Source organism: Enterobacter sp. CGMCC 5087, from assembly GCF_003144775.1.
Classification (GTDB): domain Bacteria; phylum Pseudomonadota; class Gammaproteobacteria; order Enterobacterales; family Enterobacteriaceae; genus Enterobacter; species Enterobacter cloacae_M.
Genome location: NZ_QFXN01000042.1, coordinates 20,463 through 39,461 on the forward strand (window position 1 = coordinate 20,463; position 18,999 = coordinate 39,461).

At 58.9% G+C, this 18,999-nt stretch carries 20 protein-coding genes; 11 read left to right on the plus strand and 9 right to left on the minus strand.

Annotated elements, in window-relative coordinates:
• Positions 1-11: 11 nt before the first annotated feature.
• The 4 genes from DEO48_RS03965 (at position 12) to DEO48_RS03980 (ending at position 4,675) form a co-directional block, all read left to right on the plus strand.
• Positions 12-1,172: an ABC transporter substrate-binding protein gene (locus tag DEO48_RS03965; RefSeq protein ID WP_375232161.1), complete on the plus strand. Its 1,161-nt coding sequence runs from the start codon at positions 12-14 to the stop codon at positions 1,170-1,172.
• Positions 1,145-2,674: a thiamine ABC transporter permease gene (locus tag DEO48_RS03970; protein WP_109844424.1), complete on the plus strand. Its 1,530-nt coding sequence runs from the start codon at positions 1,145-1,147 to the stop codon at positions 2,672-2,674. Before DEO48_RS03965 ends, DEO48_RS03970 begins: the two co-directional genes overlap by 28 nt.
• A complete protein-coding gene (locus DEO48_RS03975; RefSeq protein WP_109844425.1) occupies positions 2,674-3,294 on the plus strand; it encodes an ATP-binding cassette domain-containing protein in 621 nt (206 codons plus the stop codon). The genes DEO48_RS03970 and DEO48_RS03975 overlap by 1 nt, the downstream gene beginning before the upstream one ends.
• Before the next feature lie 73 nt (positions 3,295-3,367).
• Entirely contained in the window at positions 3,368-4,675 is a 1,308-nt protein-coding gene (locus DEO48_RS03980) for a sulfurtransferase (protein WP_109844426.1), read from the plus strand.
• Here DEO48_RS03980 and DEO48_RS03985 read toward each other — a convergent pair.
• Positions 4,672-5,289 carry a CDP-alcohol phosphatidyltransferase family protein gene (locus DEO48_RS03985; protein ID WP_109844427.1) on the minus strand — a complete coding sequence of 206 codons (618 nt, stop codon included), beginning with the start codon at positions 5,287-5,289 and terminating at the stop codon, positions 4,672-4,674. The genes DEO48_RS03980 and DEO48_RS03985 overlap by 4 nt on opposite strands.
• A complete protein-coding gene (locus tag DEO48_RS03990; RefSeq protein ID WP_109844428.1) occupies positions 5,282-5,851 on the minus strand; it encodes a carboxymuconolactone decarboxylase family protein in 570 nt (189 codons plus the stop codon). The genes DEO48_RS03985 and DEO48_RS03990 overlap by 8 nt, the downstream gene beginning before the upstream one ends.
• Positions 5,852-5,926: 75 nt before the next feature.
• Between DEO48_RS03990 and DEO48_RS03995 the strand changes: the two genes are divergently transcribed.
• On the plus strand, positions 5,927-6,343 hold the full coding sequence (locus tag DEO48_RS03995) for a pyrimidine (deoxy)nucleoside triphosphate diphosphatase (protein ID WP_109844429.1): 417 nt from the start codon (positions 5,927-5,929) through the stop codon (positions 6,341-6,343).
• Here the strand turns inward: DEO48_RS03995 and DEO48_RS04000 are convergent.
• On the minus strand, positions 6,303-6,581 hold the full coding sequence (locus DEO48_RS04000) for a DUF1496 domain-containing protein (RefSeq protein ID WP_047651934.1): 279 nt from the start codon (positions 6,579-6,581) through the stop codon (positions 6,303-6,305). The genes DEO48_RS03995 and DEO48_RS04000 overlap by 41 nt on opposite strands.
• Positions 6,582-6,809: 228 nt before the next feature.
• On the opposite strand from DEO48_RS04000, the gene gdhA reads away from it, so the two are divergent.
• Positions 6,810-8,153, plus strand: a complete 1,344-nt coding sequence (gene gdhA / locus DEO48_RS04005; protein ID WP_023311263.1) for an NADP-specific glutamate dehydrogenase — start codon at positions 6,810-6,812, stop codon at positions 8,151-8,153.
• A 69-nt stretch (positions 8,154-8,222) separates the two neighbouring features.
• On the opposite strand, the gene DEO48_RS04010 is transcribed toward gdhA, so the two are convergent.
• The 3 genes from DEO48_RS04010 to DEO48_RS04020 form a co-directional block, all read right to left on the minus strand.
• Entirely contained in the window at positions 8,223-10,130 is a 1,908-nt protein-coding gene (locus DEO48_RS04010) for a DNA topoisomerase III (RefSeq protein ID WP_109844430.1), read from the minus strand.
• 4 nt (positions 10,131-10,134) lie between these two features.
• The gene (gene selD, locus DEO48_RS04015) at positions 10,135-11,178 is read right to left on the minus strand and encodes a selenide, water dikinase SelD (RefSeq protein WP_109844431.1); all 1,044 of its coding nucleotides are present in this window, start codon (positions 11,176-11,178) and stop codon (positions 10,135-10,137) included.
• 115 nt (positions 11,179-11,293) lie between these two features.
• The gene (locus DEO48_RS04020) at positions 11,294-11,845 is read right to left on the minus strand and encodes an NAD(P)H nitroreductase (protein WP_109844432.1); all 552 of its coding nucleotides are present in this window, start codon (positions 11,843-11,845) and stop codon (positions 11,294-11,296) included.
• Between the two features lie 167 nt (positions 11,846-12,012).
• On the opposite strand from DEO48_RS04020, the gene sppA reads away from it, so the two are divergent.
• From sppA to pncA, 3 genes are all read left to right on the plus strand, one after another.
• Positions 12,013-13,869 carry a signal peptide peptidase SppA gene (gene sppA / locus DEO48_RS04030; protein ID WP_109844433.1) on the plus strand — a complete coding sequence of 619 codons (1,857 nt, stop codon included), beginning with the start codon at positions 12,013-12,015 and terminating at the stop codon, positions 13,867-13,869.
• A gap of 62 nt (positions 13,870-13,931) precedes the next feature.
• Positions 13,932-14,948: an asparaginase gene (gene ansA, locus DEO48_RS04035; RefSeq protein ID WP_008500705.1), complete on the plus strand. Its 1,017-nt coding sequence runs from the start codon at positions 13,932-13,934 to the stop codon at positions 14,946-14,948.
• 9 nt (positions 14,949-14,957) lie between these two features.
• On the plus strand, positions 14,958-15,599 hold the full coding sequence (pncA, locus tag DEO48_RS04040; protein WP_064791064.1) for a bifunctional nicotinamidase/pyrazinamidase: 642 nt from the start codon (positions 14,958-14,960) through the stop codon (positions 15,597-15,599).
• Between the two features lie 45 nt (positions 15,600-15,644).
• Here the strand turns inward: pncA and DEO48_RS04045 are convergent, their stop codons facing one another.
• Together DEO48_RS04045 and msrB are read right to left on the minus strand one after the other, a co-directional pair.
• On the minus strand, positions 15,645-15,908 hold the full coding sequence (locus DEO48_RS04045; protein WP_196238666.1) for a YeaC family protein: 264 nt from the start codon (positions 15,906-15,908) through the stop codon (positions 15,645-15,647).
• Positions 15,909-15,964: 56 nt separating this feature from the next.
• Positions 15,965-16,378 (minus strand): peptide-methionine (R)-S-oxide reductase MsrB, encoded by a 414-nt coding sequence (gene msrB, locus DEO48_RS04050; RefSeq protein ID WP_008500710.1) that lies wholly within the window; start codon positions 16,376-16,378, stop codon positions 15,965-15,967.
• 340 nt (positions 16,379-16,718) lie between these two features.
• On the opposite strand from msrB, the gene gapA reads away from it, so the two are divergent.
• Both gapA and DEO48_RS04060 read left to right on the plus strand, forming a co-directional pair.
• Positions 16,719-17,714 (plus strand): glyceraldehyde-3-phosphate dehydrogenase, encoded by a 996-nt coding sequence (gapA, locus tag DEO48_RS04055; protein ID WP_023311257.1) that lies wholly within the window; start codon positions 16,719-16,721, stop codon positions 17,712-17,714.
• 74 nt (positions 17,715-17,788) lie between these two features.
• Positions 17,789-18,673 carry a D-hexose-6-phosphate mutarotase gene (locus DEO48_RS04060; protein WP_109844434.1) on the plus strand — a complete coding sequence of 295 codons (885 nt, stop codon included), beginning with the start codon at positions 17,789-17,791 and terminating at the stop codon, positions 18,671-18,673.
• A gap of 78 nt (positions 18,674-18,751) precedes the next feature.
• Here the strand turns inward: DEO48_RS04060 and DEO48_RS04065 are convergent.
• Positions 18,752-18,999, minus strand: a 248-nt coding sequence (locus DEO48_RS04065) for a MipA/OmpV family protein (protein WP_146198235.1), incomplete at its 5' end; no start/stop codon positions are given.

Genomic DNA, 18,999 nt, shown 5'->3' on the forward strand with positions numbered 1-18,999 from the left:
TTATGCGCCGTGTGCGTTTTTGCGCGTTCCTGACCGGTCTGCTGCTGGCAGCCCCCCTCTGTGCCGCCGAAAGCTGGCACGCTATCCAACAGCAGGCCAAAGGCCAGACCGTCTGGTTTAACGCCTGGGGCGGCGATCCGGCGGTCAACCGCTACCTTGAGTGGGTCAGCGGTGAGATGCAAACGCACTACGCCATTACCTTAAAAATTGTCCCGCTGGCGGACGCCGCCGATGCGGTAAAACGGATCCAGACGGAAGCCGCCGCGGGGCATAAGGCCAACGGCTCGGTTGACCTGCTGTGGGTCAACGGCGAAAACTTCCGCACGTTAAAAGAGGCGAACCTGCTGCAAACCGGATGGGCGCAGACGTTGCCAAACTGGCGCTATGTCGATACCCGTAAACCCGTCACGGAAGATTTTGCGATTCCAACCGACGGGGCGGAATCCCCGTGGGGCGGCGCGCAGCTAACCTTTATCGCCCGCAAAGCCAGCATGCCGACGCCGCCGGTGGATCCGCAGGCGCTGCAGGCCTACGCGCAGCAGCACCCGGGTAAGATCAGCTATCCCCGCCCACCCGATTTTACCGGCACGGCATTTCTTGAGCAGCTGCTGCTGACGCTCACCGATCGCCCTGAGGCTTTACAAAAAGCGCCCGATGCAACGTTTGCTGAGGTTACGGCGCCGCTCTGGGCCTACCTCGATAAGCTGCACCCGCTGCTGTGGCGCGAAGGAAAAGATTTCCCTCCCTCGCCTGCCCGAATGGATGCCCTGCTTGCCAGCGGCAGTCTGAACCTGTCGCTGACCTTTAACCCGGCGCATGCGCAGCAGAAAGTGGCGAGCGGCGAACTGCCCTCCGACAGCTACAGCTTTGGTTTCCAGAGCGGGATGCTCGGCAACGTCCATTTTGTGGCTATCCCGGCCAATGCCGGCGCGAGCGCGGGCGCAAAGGTAGTCGCTAATTTCCTGCTGTCACCGCAGGCGCAAATCCGCAAGGCCGACCCGGCCATCTGGGGAGACCCGAGCGTCCTGGATGCGAAAACGCTGCCCGAAGAGGAAGCGAAACAGCTGCTGGCCCATACGCCTCAGGGGCTGCCGCAGGTGCTTGCAGAGCCGCAGTCCGCCTGGGTGAACGCGCTGGAGCAGGAATGGCTGCGTCGTTACGGCACCCGCTGAGCGGGCTTGTCTGGCTGGCGATGGCGGTGATTTATCTGCCGATCCTGCCCGCCGGCGTGATGCTTTTCGCACCGGCGCTTTCTGCGACAAACTGGCAGCGGCTGCTGAACGATCCGCAGCTGCCGCAGGCGACCGTCGCCACGCTGGTCTCAACGCTCATCGCCACGCTGGGGGCGTTGCTGATTGCCCTTTTCTTCGTCTGCCTTTTGTGGCCAGGTCAACGCTGGCGGCGCCTCACGACCCGGCTGCCCTGGCTGCTGGCGATCCCTCATGTGGCGTTCGCCACCAGCGCGTTACTGCTGTTTGCCGAGGGCGGTCTGTTTTATCAGCTCTGTACCGTCTGTACGGCTCCGTTTGACCGCTACGGCGTCGGGCTGGGCCTGACGCTCGCGGTCAAAGAGAGCGCGTTCGTGCTGTGGGCCATTTACGCCGTACTGCCGGAACAACGGCTCGCGCAGCAGAAGATCGTCCTGCAGACCTTTGGCTACGGGCGTTATCAGACGCTCAGCTGGCTGATCCTCCCTGCGATCGCGCCTGTCCTCGGCGCGGTGATGCTGGCGGTGCTGGCATGGTCGCTCTCGGTCGTGGACGTGGCGATCGTTCTCGGGCCCGGCAACCCGCCCACCCTGGCCGTGCTGGCCTGGCAGTGGCTAAGCCAGGGCGACGCGCAGCAGCAGGCAAAAGGAACGCTGTTGTGCCTGCTTCTCCTCATGCTGCTGGCCGCGCTTGCCGCCCTCGGATACGGCCTCTGGAGGGTATGGCGTCGCACAATTCCGGACCTCGCGGGGACGCACCGAAGGTCTCAGCGCGTCCTGCCTGAGCGGGCACTCAGCGGGTTACTGCCCGCGTGCGGCATCCTGTGCGCTGCGGTACTGCTGATGCTGGCGCAAGGGGGCGACGTGGGTTCCGTGGGGACCAGCCTCTCCTTCGGCCTGCTGTCGAGCCTGATCGCCCTCATCGTCATTTTTCTCTGGCTGGAATGGGGACCGCAGCACGGCGCAGCGTGGGTGTGGTCACCGCTCGCCCTTCCGGCGCTGCCGCTCGTCACCGGGCAATACTTTATTGCATTGCGTCTGGGGCTCGACGGGCGCTATGCCGCCGTGCTCTGGAGCCATCTGCTGTGGGTGTTGCCGTGGATGCTGCTGGTTCTGCAGCCCGCCTGGCGGCGAATCGACCCCAGGCTTATCCTTACCGCCAGAACGCTCGGCTGGCGACGGGCAAAAATATTCTTACTGCTGAAATGCACCCTGCTGGTGCGCCCGGCGCTGCTGGCCTTTGCTATTGGTTTTTCCGTCAGCATGGCGCAATACATGCCGACGCTCTGGCTGGGCGCGGGGCGCTTCGCCACGCTGACCACCGAAACCGTCGCGCTCAGCAGCGGGGGCAGCATCCCTGTTCTCGCCAGCAGGGCGCTGGGATTACTGCTGGTCACGGGCACGGTGTTCGGTCTTGCCGCCCTTATATCCCGGCTCGCGGGCCGCTACCGTCAAGGATTACGTTAATGCTGAAGGTTAAAGGTCTCACCATCGAACCGCTTTTCCGCGAGGTCAGTTTTTGCGTTCCTCGCGGGGAGATCGTTACCCTGATGGGGCCGTCCGGCAGCGGCAAATCGACCCTTTTTGCGTGGATGGTCGGCGCGCTGTCAGACGATTTCCAGGCGCGGGGCGAACTGTGGCTCGACGCGCGTCGCTGCGATAGCCTCCCTGTTGAAGCCCGCGGGCTGGGCATTCTCTTTCAGGATGCGCTGCTGTTTGAACAGTTCAGCGTCGGGCAAAATTTGCTGCTGGCCTTGCCTGAGCGGATCGTCGGGAGAGCGCGTCGGGAAGCGGTCGAGCAGGCGCTGGATTCCGCCGGGCTGAGCGGTCATTACGCCAGCGATCCGGCCACCCTCTCCGGCGGGGAGCGTGCCCGTGTCAGCCTGCTGCGGGCCCTGCTCGCAGAGCCGCAGGCGCTGCTGCTGGACGAACCGTTCAGCCGCCTCGATAAAACGCTGCGCACAACGTTTCGGACATGGGTTTTTGACGCCGCCCGCGCGCGCAATATCCCGGTGGTGCTGGTCACGCACGATGAGGACGATATTCCGCCCGGCGGCGAGCTGATTGAGATTTCTCGCTGGCAATAATGTGCTAACGCAATGTTTTCCGTTTCGGGAGAGACGACAATGCCCCCCTCTTTTACTGACGTCAGGTTATTCGATGAAACGTGTTTCTCAACTGACCGCGCTGGCCCTGCTCTGCGGCCTCGCGTCCTTTTCCTCTCTGGCGGCTGATATGGCCAACGTGATGACGCTCTCCCAGCTTCAGGCGCAGCACGGCACGCCTGTCGACACCCGCCCCAGCGCGTTCTATAACGGCTGGCCGCAAACCCTCAGCGGCCCCTCCGGGCACGAACCCGCCGCCCTCAACCTGGCTGCCGCCTGGTTGGGCGCAATGAGCGACGAGCAGATTGCGAGCTGGGCAAAACAGCATCAGCTTACGCCCGCGACGGCCATCGCCCTCTACGGCGACGAGAACGATAACCTGGCGGTGAAATCCCGCCTGGAGAAAGCCGGATACCGCAACGTCTCGCTGCTCAGCGACGCTCTGCAGACGCCCGACCGCCTTCAGCGCCTGCCTCACTTTGAACAGCTGGTTTACCCACAGTGGATCCACCGCCTCCAGCAGGGTAAACCCGTGACCGCCGCGCCGGCGGGTAACTGGAAAGTGATTGAAGCCGCCTGGGGCGCACCAAAGTTTTACCTGCTGAACCACATTCCCGGCGCGGGCTACATCGACACCAACGAGGTGGAAAGCGAGCCGCTGTGGAATAAAGGCTCCGACGACACGCTGAAAGCGATGCTGGCGAAGCACGGGATCCGTCACGACACCACCGTCATTCTGTATGGCCGTGACGTTTACGCCGCCGCGCGCGTGGCGCAGATCATGCTGTATGCGGGCGTGAAGGATGTGCGTATTCTCGACGGCGGCTGGAAGGCGTGGTCCGATGCAGGCCTGCCGGTTGAACGCGGCACGCCCGGCAAAGTGACGCCAGCCCCCGATTTCGGCGCGCCGATCCCCGGCCAACCGCAGCTGATGGTTGATATGGAACAGGCGCGCGGGATGCTGCACCGTCAGGATGCCTCCCTGGTCAGCATTCGTTCCTGGCCGGAGTTCATCGGCGAAACCAGCGGCTACAGCTACATCAAGCCAAAAGGTGAAATAGCCGGTGCCCGCTGGGGTCATGCGGGCAGCGACGCGACCCATATGGAAGATTTCCATAACCCGGATGGCACCATGCGCAGCGCGGACGATATCGACGCCCAGTGGAAGCGCTGGAATATTCTGCCGGAACAGCAGGTCGCGTTTTACTGCGGCACCGGGTGGCGCGCGTCAGAAACCTTTATGTACGCCCGGGCGATGGGCTGGAAGAATGTCGCCGTCTATGACGGCGGCTGGTACGAATGGAGCAGTCACCCGCAGAACCCGGTCACCACCGGAGAGCGCGGGCCAGAGAGCGCTCTCTAAGGGCTGAGTGACTTCAGCGTCACATAGCCGCTCCAGACGCGCGTTGTGGTGGTCAGCCAGCACAGCGCGCCGAATACCCATGCGAACAGCGTAAAGTGCGCCGGAAGCAGGCAGGACAGCACGAACAGCGCGATGGTCTCCGTCCCTTCCGTTAACCCGCCGATATAGTAAAACGACTTATGCGCATAGCCGGGGTTGTCGATATCGTGCTTCGCCGCCAGCGCGGCAAAGGCGAGAAAACTGCTGCCGGTGCCGATAAACGCGAACAACAGCCAGGCCGCCGCCAGCGCATTCTCTGCGGGAGCCGCGAGCGCAAAGCCAAACGGCACCAGGGCGTAGAACAGAAAATCGAGCGCGATATCGAGAAATCCCCCCGCGTCGGTCAACCCTCTCCGGCGCGCCAGCGCGCCGTCAAGACCATCCAGCAGGCGGTTAAGCACGATGGCGGCCAGCGCCGCCGGATACCAGCCGAGGGCCAGAAACGGCAGCGCCAGCACGCCGATGGCAAACCCGGTCAGGGTTAATCCGTCGGGCGTGATGCCCGGCTTATCCAGCACGGAAACCAGACGATTCAGAGCGGGCTTAACCCGCGGGTGCAGGTGACGGTCAAGCATGGGGAGTCTCGCTAAACGTGGCGCACAGCCCCTGCGCCGGAATATCCAGCGCGGCATTAAAACGGGCGGAGAGATTCTGAAACGCAATCAGCGCCGTCATCTCGGTAATGGCATCATCCGTGAAGTTGCGTTTCAGCGCCGTTCTCACTGCCTCATCTGCCCGGGGCGGCGTGGCGGTTATCGCCTCGGCGTAGGCCAGGGCCGCGCGCTCTTGCTCGGTGAACAAGGCGGAATCCTGCCAGTCGCTCACGGCCTGAACCTTATCCAGCGCGCCGCAGCGCTCGGCCAGACGCAGGCTGTTGGCATCAATACAGAAAGCGCAGTGACAGAGCTGGGATACCCGCGTCATGAGCAGCGAACGCAGCGCGGGCGTCAGGCGCGCGTGACGACGCTCCAGAAAGCCGACAAACAGCGCCACCAGCCAGAACAGACGCGGCATTCGCCCCCACCAGCGGGTGGGATTCAGCACCGCGCCAAAATGCTTTTTCTGCATGGCGGCTATCGGTTTTAGGCTGGCGGGAAGGGATTCGAGGGGGGCAACCCAGGCGGGGGACTCTTTCACCTGATTCTCCTGTTTACTGGACTCTGAGAAAGGGCACGATAATATGTCTTTTTTCGCTATTAATTATTGACGACCATGCTGAAAACACTCGATGTCGTTGCCGCCATCATCGAAAAAGACGGCAACATTTTACTGGCGCAGCGCCCTGCCCACGCCGACCAGCCGGGAATGTGGGAATTTGCAGGCGGTAAAGTCGAGGCCGGAGAAACCCAGCCAGAAGCGCTTATCCGCGAGCTGCGTGAAGAGTTGGGCATTGACGCCCTGCCGGGACAATACGTGGCAAGCCACCAGCGGGAAGTCTCCCAGCGGTTGATTAACCTGCATGCCTGGCACGTTCCTGCTTTCCGCGGCGATATCACGGCGCACTACCACAGCGCGCTCGCGTGGTGTACGCCGGAAGAGGCGTTTGGCTACGCCTTAGCCCCCGCGGATATTCCGCTGCTGGAAGCGTTTATTGTTTTACGCGACGCCAGACCAGCGGGTTCGTGCTGATGGCGCGCTCGTCGCGCTGGCACTGCAGCAGAATGCCGTCCGCTTTCACAACGGCCCCTTCCGAGTAGTTCTGATTCTGATAGATACAGCACTGATTGCAGGGCTGCACCGTTTGATTCTGGCCGCTGGAGCTAAACACTTCCGGCGGCACATTCACTTCCACATCCGGACGAATGCGGTCAGCCTGAGCGCCAGCGGTAAACATCAAACATAACGCGGTCATCACATAACGGTTCATCGACTTGTCTTCCTGTTGTGTCCTGATATTGACTATAACGGTAAACCAGAGCCGAACCTTTAATTTATCTCTTCATCGCTTTTCGTTATGACGCCCGCCCTCTCATTAATTTCCCTTTCGTTATAAATTTCTGCTTGCCTCACAAAGCGGTACGGGTGGTATAGTCAAAAAAACAACACAAATCGCATAAGTAATAAACATAAAATACGATAAGAGGTTCTTATATCTATGGATCAGACACGCTCTCTGGAAAGTTTCCTTGCCCATGTTCAGCAGCGCGACCCGCACCAAAGCGAGTTCGCTCAGGCCGTGCGTGAAGTTATGACCACCCTGTGGCCCTTCCTTGAACAAAACCCGCGTTATCGCCAGATGTCTCTGCTTGAACGCCTGATCGAGCCAGAGCGCGTGATCCAGTTCCGCGTGACGTGGGTTGACGATCGCAACCAGGTACAGGTTAACCGCGCGTGGCGCGTTCAGTTTAACTCTGCCATTGGCCCGTTTAAGGGCGGCATGCGTTTTCATCCGTCCGTGAACCTGTCGATTCTGAAATTCCTCGGCTTCGAGCAGACCTTTAAAAACGCCCTCACCACGCTACCGATGGGCGGCGGGAAAGGCGGCAGCGATTTCGACCCGAAAGGCAAAAGCGAAGGGGAAGTGATGCGCTTCTGCCAGGCGCTGATGACCGAACTCTACCGCCACCTCGGCCCGGATACCGACGTTCCTGCCGGTGATATCGGCGTGGGCGGACGTGAAGTGGGCTTTATGGCCGGGATGATGAAAAAGCTCTCCAACAACAGCGCCTGCGTCTTTACCGGCAAGGGGCTGTCGTTTGGCGGGAGCCTGATCCGCCCGGAAGCGACAGGATACGGCCTGGTTTACTTCACCGAGGCGATGCTCAAGCGTCACGGTTTAGGCTTTGAAGGCATGCGCGTGGCGGTCTCCGGCTCCGGTAACGTGGCGCAGTACGCTATTGAGAAAGCAATGCAGCTTGGCGCTCGCGTGGTGACCGCCTCAGACTCCAGCGGCACGGTGGTGGATGAAGCCGGCTTCACGGCAGAGAAGCTGGCGCGCCTGTGTGAAATCAAAGCCAGCCGCGACGGCCGCGTGGCGGATTATGCCCGGGAGCTTGGCCTGACCTACCTGGAAGGGAAACAGCCGTGGGGCGTGCCGGTGGATATCGCCCTGCCGTGCGCAACACAAAACGAGCTTGATGTGGACGCCGCGCGTACCCTGATTAGCAACGGCGTAAAAGCGGTGGCCGAAGGGGCGAATATGCCTACCACCATCGATGCGACGGACCTGTTCCTTGAGGCGGGCGTGCTGTTTGCGCCGGGCAAGGCCGCTAACGCGGGCGGCGTGGCGACCTCCGGCCTCGAGATGGCGCAAAACGCAGCGCGTCTCGGCTGGAAGGCGGAGAAAGTGGATGCGCGCCTGCACCACATCATGCTGGATATTCACCATGCCTGCGTGGAGTACGGCGGCGAGGCGTCGCAAACCAACTACGTGCGCGGGGCAAACATCGCCGGGTTCGTGAAGGTGGCGGATGCGATGATTGGTCAGGGTGTGATTTAAGGTTTATCGCGTGCGGCCGGGTGCCCTCACCCCGGCCCTCTCCCACGGGGAGAGGGAGAAAAACGTGTGTCAGGCCGCGCTCTTTTTCTTCTTGAACGGTTTCTTCGCGCCGCCACCGGGCGCAACCATGCCTCTGAACGTTTTCACCGGCGTGCTGCGCGCCTGATCGATCAGCTGATAAAGCGTCCCGACCAGCGGCTGCATAAAGTCCTGATAGCGGCACTGCTTCTCGCTGATCTGCGTCAGCACCGATTCCCAGTGCGCGGTCATGTCCGGCCTGGCGGCCAGCTCCGGCAGAGAGTGGATTAGCGCCCGGCCCGGTTCCGTTGAGTGGATGTAGCGTCCCTTTTTCTCCAGGAAGCCACGCTTAAAGAGCAGCTCGATGATCCCCGCTCGCGTCGCTTCCGTCCCCAGACCGTCGGTGGCGCGCAGGATCTTCTTCAGATCTTTATCCTGCACAAACCGGGCGATCCCGGTCATCGCCGACAGCAGCGTCGCATCGGTGAAATGGCGCGGCGGCTGGGTCTGGCGTTCAACCACTTCACCCTTCTCGCACAGCAGTTCGTCATCTTTGGCGACCACCGGCAGCGGCGTGCCGTCGTTCTCCTCGTCGCGCTCTTTGTTACCGAGCAGCGTGCGCCAGCCAGCTTCTGCGAGGAAACGCGCTTTGGCGATAAACTTGCCTTTGGCAATCTCAAGCTCAATCACGCACTTACGGAATACCGCGTCCGGGCAGAACTGCATCAGGTACTGACGGGCGATCAGGTTATAGACCTTCGCTTCGTTCTCGGTCAGGTTGACGCTGCTGGCGCGGGCCGTCGGGATAATCGCGTGGTGGGCATCGACTTTTTTGTCGTCCCAGCAGCGGTTATGGGTATCCGGGTTTACCGCCGGCTGCGGGAGCAGATCCGGCGCGTGCACGCTAATGGCGTTCATCACCGAGTGGCGACCGGCAAAGTGCTCTTCCGGCAGATAGCGGCTGTCCGAACGCGGATAGGTGATGAGCTTATGGGTTTCGTAGAGCTTCTGGCAGATATCCAGCACGTTCTGCGCGCTCAGTCCAAACTTTTTGGCTGCCTCAATCTGAAGTGCAGAAAGCGAAAACGGCAGCGGCGCGGGTTCTGATTCCCGTTTATCGTTATAGCTGGTGACGATAGCCGGCTGCCCGGTAATGCGGTTAACCACGTGATCCGCCAGCGGACGATGGAGCAGACGCCCCTCTTCATCCTGATACGATTCACAGGCATCGCTCGGCTGCCAGACGGCGGTAAAGCGCTCGTCCTTAGGCGTGACGATATGCGCTTTAACCTCAAAGAAGTCTTTGGCGACGAAGTTCTCAATCTCTTCGTCACGACGCACGACCAGCCCCAGCACCGGCGTCTGCACGCGCCCCACGGAAAGTACGCCCTGATAGCCCGCGTTGCGCCCGAGGATGGTGTACGCGCGGGTCATATTGATGCCGTACAGCCAGTCGGCGCGGGCGCGGGCTAATGCCGAGACGCACAGCGGAATAAATTCGCTGTTGGCACGCAGGCGCGAAATCGCCCGCTCGACGGCCTGCGGGTTGAGGTCGTTTATCAGGCAGCGCTGCACCTGCTGGCGCTTTTCCGGCGCCAGCTCCAGGTAGTCCAGCACCTCATCCACCAGCAGCTGCCCTTCCCTGTCCGGGTCACCCGCGTGCACGATTTCAGCGGCGTCATGCAGGAAGCGCTTGATCACGTTGAGCTGTTTGGTGACTGAAGGTCGGGGCTGCAGGCGCCATTTTTCCGGCACGATGGGCAGATCGTTTAAATTCCAGCGGGCGTAGCGGCTGTCGTAGACGTCCGGCTGCGCCTGCTCAAGCAGGTGACCAATACACCAGGTGACCACCTGCCCGTTACCGCATTCGATAAAGCCGTCACCTTTGCGATGCGGCTTAGGCAGCACGTCGGCGATGGCACGGGCCAGGCTCGGCTTTTCGGCAATAAACAACCGCATCGAATTAACGGATCTCAATCATCGGTCGACCGCCGCGCGCGGTCACCAGCTCGCCGATCGCCGTCAGGGTGATGCCGAACTCGGCGGCAGTGGCCTGAACCTCGGCTTCGGATTCCGGCATGACCGCCAGCAGCAGGCCGCCGGAGGTTTGCGGATCGCACAGCAGGTTGCGCCACTCCTCAGGCATTTCGCCCATCAGGTGACCGTAGCTGGCGAAGTTGCGCTGGGTACCGCCCGGAACCGCGCCCTGCGCAATATACTCCTCCACGCCCGGCAGCTTCGGCACGTCCTGATACCAGACCTGAGCCTGCACGCCCGCGCCCTGACACACTTCAGAGAGGTGTCCCAGCAGACCAAAACCGGTGACGTCGGTCATCGCTTTCACGCCGTCGATATTGGCAAACGCCGCACCGGCAAGGTTCATCTGGCACATGACTTCGGTTGCCAGACCTTTGTGCTCCGGTTTCAGCAGGGATTTTTTCTCGGCGGTGGTCAGCACGCCAATGCCCAGCGGCTTGGTGAGGAACAGTTTGCAGCCCGCCTGCGCGGTGCTGTTGCGCTTCACGCGTTCGGTCGGCACTACGCCAGTAACGGCCAGGCCGAAGATAGGCTCCGGCGCATCAATAGAGTGACCGCCGGCCAGCGCAATCCCCGCCTGCTGGCAGGCAAAACGACCGCCATCAATCACTTCACGGGCCACTTCCGGCGGGATGGTGTTGATCGGCCAGCCCAGAATGGCAATCGCCATGATCGGCTTACCGCCCATCGCGAAGATATCGCTGATGGCGTTGGTGGCTGCAATGCGCCCGAAGTCGAACGGGTTATCGACAATCGGCATAAAGAAGTCGGTAGTACTGATAATGCTGGTGCCGTTACCTAAGTCATAAACTGCAGCATCGTCACGCGTTTCGTTGCCGACAAGCAGGTTCGGGTCGACAAACTTCGCCTGTTCACTGTGCAGGATAGTCTCCAGCACTTTCGGGGAAATTTTACAACCGCAACCGGCTCCGTGGCTGTACTGCGTTAAACGAATGGTTTGCTCGCTCATGGACGTCTCCTGTCATCTCAATCGCGCTATGGTAGCGCTCATTCCATAAAGAGGTAAGTATGACTGTCTGAATTCTGCGGCAGATGCTCAGAATCCAGACAGTTTAGGTGCGTTATCAGAAACGGCTGACGAAAGGCGTGGTGTCCGGAATGCTGATGTTGCTGGAGGCTTTAAGCTGCGGGGTGCCGAGATAGAGGAAACCGACAATTTTGTCATGCTCACCGCAGCCAAAACCGTCACGGACCGCCGGGCTTTCAGTCAGCGCACCGGTACGCCAGATACCGTTAAAGCCCTGCGCGACGGCGGCCATCTGCATCGCCATGACCGCACAGCCTGCGGACATTTCCTGTTCCCAGACCGGCACCTTATGGTCAGCCTGGCATTTCGCCACGACGGCGATAATCATCGGGGCGCGGAACGGGGCATTGCGCGCCTTGTCGATACCTTTCTCATCCTGCCCGGCGGCAACCGCGCCCTGCTCCAGCAGCTGACTGAAACGATCGCGGCCTTCGCCTTCAATCACAAAGAAGTGCCACGGCTGCAGCGTGCCGTGATCGGGGGCACGCATGCCGGCACGCAGAATGTTCTCCAGCTGCTCGCCTGCCGGGGCAGGTTCGGCCAGACGGGAAGCGCTACGGCGGTTAACAAGCAGTTCGAGTGCGTCCATTGGTTAACTCCTTTCTTGAAATTTACTCACAAAATTAACACGACGGCAGATTTTGTTACAGCCTGGCAGGCGATTCCTGCTGACAAGTGGCGGTTGGGTCATTACGATAACCCAACATTACCGTCCAGTGGCGACGGAAACAGTCATTTTCTGGTTAGGGAGAATACATGCGAACCCTTTGGCGAATCATTGCCGGTTTCTTTAAATGGACGTGGCGACTGCTCAACTTCGTCCGCAACCTGGTGATGAACATCTTCTTCATCCTGCTGGTTCTGGTTTGCGCGGGCATCTGGATGCATATCAGCAACGCGAATCAGGCGCAGCATTCGACTCGCGGGGCCCTGTTACTCGATATCACCGGCGTTATTGTTGATAAACCGTCCGCCAGCAACCGTCTGGGGGCAATCAGCCGTCAGCTGTTTGGCGCGACATCAGACCGTCTGCAGGAAAACTCCCTGTTCGATATCGTCGATACCATCCGCCAGGCCAAAGACGACCGGAACATCACCGGGATCGTGCTGGATCTGAAAGATTTTGCCGGAGGCGATCAGCCGTCGATGCAGTACATCGGTAAAGCGCTGCGCGAATTCCGCGACAGCGGCAAGCCGGTGATTGCCGTGGGCGACAGCTACAGCCAGGGGCAATATTACCTGGCGAGCTTCGCCAATAAGATCTGGCTCTCACCGCAGGGGACGGTGGATCTGCACGGCTTTGCCACCAACGGTCTGTACTACAAATCCCTGCTCGACAAGCTGAAGGTCACCACCCACGTCTTCCGTGTCGGCACGTACAAATCCGCCGTCGAGCCGTTTATCCGCGACGACATGTCTCCAGCCGCCCGCGAAGCGGACAGCCGCTGGATTGGCGAGCTGTGGCAGAACTATCTCGGCACCGTTGCCGCTAACCGTCAGATTACGCCTGAGCAGGCATTCCCTGGCGCGCAGGGCGTGCTCGAAGGCCTGCGTAAGGTTGACGGTGATACTGCAAAATATGCGCTCGATAACAAACTGGTTGATGCCCTGGGCACCAGCGCCGAGATTGAAAAATCCCTGAGCAAACAGTTTGGCTGGAGCAAAGAGGACAAAAATTACAGCGCCATCAGCATGTATGATTACTCGACGAAAAAGCCGGATGAGAACGGTGACAGCGTCGCGGTGGTCTTTGCCAACGGCGCCATCATGGACGGTCAGGAGACTCCGGGGAACGTGGGCGGCGATACTACCGCGTCACAAATCCGCGATGCTCGCCTGGATCCGAAAGTGAAAGCGATTGTCCTGCGGGTGAACAGCCCTGGCGGCAGCGTCAGCGCCTCCGAGGTGATCCGCGCTGAACTGGCTGCGGCGCGAGCCGCCGGCAAGCCGGTCGTCGTATCCATGGGCGGAATGGCCGCCTCCGGGGGTTACTGGATCTCAACGCCAGCCAACTACATCGTGGCTAACCCAAGCACGCTGACCGGTTCGATTGGCATCTTCGGGGTAATCAACACCGTGGAGAACAGCCTGGATTCTCTTGGCGTGCATACCGATGGCGTGGCCACCTCTCCGCTGGCGGATGTGTCGGTGACCAAATCCCTGCCGCCGGAAGTCTCTGAGATGATGCAGCTCAGCATTGAGAACGGCTATAAGCGCTTTATCACCCTGGTAGCGGACTCGCGTAAAAAGACGCCTGAGCAGATCGACCAGATCGCGCAGGGCCACGTCTGGACCGGCCAGGATGCGAAGAGCAACGGTCTGGTGGACAGCCTGGGCGACTTCGATGACGCGGTGAAGAAAGCCGCCGAACTGGCGAAGCTGAAACAGTGGCATATCGAGTATTACCAGGACGAACCGTCGTTCTTCGATATGGTCATGGACAGCATGTCCGGCTCGGTACGTGCCATGCTGCCGGAGGCGCTGCAGGCTTACCTGCCTGCGCCTGTCGCCACGGCGGCAAAAGCGATGAAGGCGGAAAGCGATAAGCTTGCGGCCTTTAACGATCCACAGAGTCGTTACGCGTTTTGCCTGACCTGCGCTAACGTCCGTTAAAACCGTCCCCTCTTCTCGCGAAGAGGGGATTTTTTTCTTTTGAAGAACAAGAACTCACTACCATGCAGAAGAAATCGATTTATGTAGCCTACACTGGCGGTACCATCGGTATGCAGCGCTCTGAAAACGGCTATATCCCCGTCTCCGGCCACCTGCAGCGTCAGCTTGCACTGATGCCAGAATTTCACCGTCCGGAAATGCCTGACTTTACCATCCACGAATACGAGCCGCTGATGGACTCCTCTGACATGACGCCGGAAGACTGGCAGCATATCGCGGATGATATTAAAGCCCATTACGACCAGTACGATGGCTTCGTGATCCTGCACGGCACCGACACCATGGCGTTTACCGCCTCGGCGCTCTCCTTCATGCTGGAGAACCTGAGCAAGCCGGTTATCGTCACCGGGTCGCAAATCCCGCTGGCGGAGCTGCGCTCGGACGGGCAGATCAACCTGCTAAACTCTCTCTACGTGGCGGCGAATTACCCGATTAACGAAGTGTCGCTGTTCTTTAATAACCGTCTGTATCGCGGCAACCGCACCACCAAAGCCCATGCTGACGGTTTTGACGCCTTCGCCTCCCCTAACCTGCAGCCGCTGCTGGAGGCCGGAATTCATATCCGTCGTCTGGGCACGCCGCCTGCGCCGAACACCGCCGGCGAGCTGATCGTGCATCCGATCACTCCGCAGCCGATTGGCGTGGTCACTATCTATCCGGGTATCTCTGCCGACGTGGTGCGTAACTTCCTTCGCCAGCCGGTGAAAGCGCTGATCCTGCGCTCCTATGGCGTAGGTAATGCCCCGCAGAACGGCGAATTCCTGAAAGAGCTCCAGGAAGCCAGCGAGCGCGGAATTGTGGTTGTGAATCTGACCCAGTGTATGTCCGGAAAGGTCAACATGGGCGGCTATGCCACCGGCAACGCGCTGGCGCATGCGGGAGTCATCAGCGGCTTCGATATGACCGTGGAGGCAACGCTGACTAAACTTCACTATTTACTGAGTCAGGATCTGGACATTCAGTCCATTCGCAGCGCGATGATGCAAAACCTGCGCGGCGAGCTGACCCCGGACGAATAAGGAGTGCTCATGAAGCAACGCGCCCTGCTACTGGTCGATTTGCAAAATGATTTCTGCGCGGGCGGTGCGCTGGCCGTCGCCGAAGGTGACAGCACCGTTGACGTGGCAAACACGCTGATTGACTGGTGCAAAGCCCGAGGTGTAGCAGTTGTCGCAAGCCAGGACTGGCACCCGGCGAACCACGGCAGTTTTGCCAGCCAGCACAACGTCGAGCCTTTCACTCAGGGGGAACTCGACGGGCTGGCGCAAACCTTCTGGCCGGATCACTGCGTACAGCAGACGGAAGGCGCGGAGCTGCATCCGCTCCTGAATCAGAAAGCCGTCGATGCGGTGTTCCATAAAGGTGAAAACCCGGCTATCGACAGCTATAGCGCGTTTTTTGATAACGGGCATCGCCAGAAAACGGCGCTGGACGCGTGGTTACGTCATCACGAAATCACGGAGCTGATCGTGCTGGGCCTGGCGACGGATTACTGCGTGAAGTTTACCGTGCTGGACGCGCTTCAGTTAGGTTATACCGTCAGCGTCATCACCGACGGCTGCCGCGGGGTAAACATTCACCCGCAGGACAGCGCTCAGGCGTTTATGGATATGGCTGCGGAAGGCGCGACGCTGTATACGCTCGAAGACTGGCTGGAAACGCAGGCGTAGTCTTTTACGCCCTCTCCCTGTGGGAGAGGGCATCAACCCGCACCGTTATTGCATTTTCATCGTCGCAATCGGCTTCGGCGTGATGCCGAAGTCTTCTTTCAGCTCGCGCTTGCTCTTCATCACCATCTGGCCTTTGGTGTCGATCGTCATGTGCTGCGCGTCGGTGTTATTGCGCGCCTGCCACAGCATCACCAGCTGCAAACTGTTCTCTTTTTGCTCCGGCGTCAGCGCGACGCCGTCGGGCCATTTTCCCAGTTCTACGGCGGTCACCAGACGCTGATAAATTTCCGGCGTCATGCCGCTAATCATGTCATCAATATTCACACTCACGCCCTTTCAAAGGAATAATTTGCTGAATCGTTTTTTCAACCCTTAATCTGGTCACCGTTCTCATCATCGGTGAAGCTCATTGAGGCAGAGTTTACGCAGAAACGCTCGCCCGTAGGCTGTGGGCCATCCGGGAAGACATGCCCAAGGTGCGCATCGCAGTTGCCGCAGCGAATTTCCGTACGCACCATGCCGTGCGACGAGTCGGTCAGGTAGCGGATGGCCTCATCGCTCACCGGCTCGTAAAAACTCGGCCAGCCGCAGCCAGAATCAAATTTCGTTTGTGAATTGAACAACGGGGCATCACAGACCAGACAGTGGTAGACGCCGTCTCGCTTGTTGTGCAGTAAACGCCCGGTGAACGGCGGTTCCGTTCCGTGATTCTGCGTCACGTAAAACTGCATTTCTGTGAGGTTTTTTTTCAAATCGTCAGGGTTACGTTGGTTCGACATATGCTTACATCTCGCTGTAGAAACAGACATCTTTCAACCCGGATTCTAACAAAACATTAACACCCTTGCGTGCACTTTTGATCTAAACTTATGTGTCGCGAATAAGCGGTCAGGCAATTGTGATCATGTTCACATTTTTATCCTGCGAGGACTTTAAAATCCCGGCTCAGCCCCCATATGGGTGCAAGCTCAAAGGGAAAGTGAGGCGAGTCAGTCGCACAAACGTTAGTCACAGGATTGATTTGTCGCAATGATTGACACGATTCCGCTTGACGCTGCGTAAGGTTTTTGTAATTTTACAGGCAACCTTTTATTCACTAACAAATAGCTGGTGGAATATATGACTATCAAAGTAGGTATCAACGGTTTTGGCCGTATCGGCCGTATTGTTTTCCGTGCTGCTCAGAAACGTTCTGACATCGAAATCGTTGGTATCAACGATCTCCTGGACGCTGAATACATGGCGTACATGCTGAAGTACGACTCAACTCACGGTCGTTTCGACGGCACCGTTGAAGTGAAAGACGGCCACCTGGTTGTTAATGGCAAAACCATCCGCGTTACTGCTGAAAAAGACCCAGCTAACCTGAAATGGAACGAAATCGGTGTTGACGTTGTTGCTGAAGCAACCGGTATCTTCCTGACCGACGAAACTGCACGTAAACACATCACTGCGGGTGCGAAGAAAGTTGTTCTGACTGGTCCTTCCAAAGACAACACCCCAATGTTCGTTCGTGGTGCAAACTTCGAAACTTACGCTGGCCAGGATATCGTGTCTAACGCATCCTGCACCACCAACTGCCTGGCACCGCTGGCTAAAGTTATCAACGACAACTTCGGCATCATCGAAGGTCTGATGACTACCGTTCACGCAACCACCGCTACTCAGAAAACCGTTGATGGCCCGTCTCACAAAGACTGGCGCGGCGGCCGTGGCGCGGCTCAGAACATCATCCCATCCTCTACCGGTGCTGCTAAAGCTGTAGGTAAAGTACTGCCAGAACTGAATGGCAAACTGACTGGTATGGCGTTCCGCGTTCCAACTCCTAACGTATCCGTTGTTGACCTGACCGTTCGTCTGGAAAAAGCTGCTTCTTATGAAGAAATTAAGAAAGCAATCAAAGCTGCTTCCGAAGGCGCAATGAAAGGCGTTCTGGGCTACACCGAAGACGACGTTGTATCTACCGATTTCAACGGCGAAATCTGCACTTCAGTATTCGATGCTAAAGCAGGTATCGCACTGAACGACAACTTCGTTAAACTGGTTTCCTGGTACGACAACGAAACCGGCTACTCTAACAAAGTACTGGACCTGATCGCTCACATCTCCAAATAAGTTGAGATGAGTGTTTGATCCAAAAAGGCGACTTCGGTCGCCTTTTTTATTGTTTTTAGACAGAGGATTGCTTAATGATTAATAAAATTTTTGCACTTCCGGTAGTCGAACAACTTACCCCTGTGCTCTCTCGCCGTCAAATTGACGGTGCCGACGTTATCGTCGTTGACCATCCACGCGTCAAAGCGTCCGTGGCGCTGAACGGCGCCCACCTGCTCTCCTGGAAACCGGAAGGCGAAGCCGAAGGTTTGTGGCTGAGCGATGCGACCTCCTTCAAAAAAGGGGCGGCTATTCGCGGTGGCGTGCCGATCTGCTGGCCGTGGTTCGGCCCGTCCACACAGCCGGGTTTGCCGTCTCACGGTTTTGCCCGCAACCAGCAGTGGACGCTGAAAGCGCATAACGAAGATGACAACGGCGCAGTGCTGACCTTTGAGCTGCAGGCTAATGATGAAACCCGCGCCCTCTGGCCTCACGATTTCACCCTGTATGCCCGCTTCAAACTGGGTAAAACCTGTGAAATCGAACTGGAAGCTCACGGCGAGTTCGAAACCACCTCTGCCCTGCACACCTATTTCAACGTGGGTGATATCAGCGCAGTGAAGGTGAGTGGCCTGGGCGATACCTATATCGACAAAGTCGATAACGCGAAAGAAGGCAAACTGAGCGACGGCGTTCAGGCATTCCCTGACCGTACCGATCGCGTTTACCTGCACCCGGAAGCGTGCAGCGTGATCCACGACGGCGCCCTGAACCGCGGCATCGAGGTGGTACATCACCACCATAGCAACGTGGTGGGCTGGAACCCGGGTCCGGCGCTGTCTGTCAGCATGGCCGACGTGCCTGACGACGGTTATAAAACGTTCGTCTGCGTGGAAACCGCCTGCGTGACCACCCCGCAGAAAGCGAGTGAAGAAAAACCGTCTCGTTTAGGGCAGACGATTCGCATTGTTAAGCGATAAATTCTCTGCACCACGCTAAAGCAAACGGGGCGCAAGCGCCCCGTTTTAATGCATCAATTGCACGATATTAGTGCGCAATCAGAACTTGTAGCTCACACCCACAGAGAAGATGCCTGCCCAGGACTTATCGACCATCGGGCTATCCTTCACTTCGTCGCTCAGACGCTCATAGCGGCCGGTACCGTACACGCTCCAGTCGCCAAGGAAGTTGTAGCTCGCGGTCAGCTCCAGGTAAGGATCCCAGCCGTCATCTGCACTGTAGCTTTTCAGACCACTGCGGCGGGACTCGTTTTTAGAGACGCCGTAATAGTAGTCGTTGTAGTTCT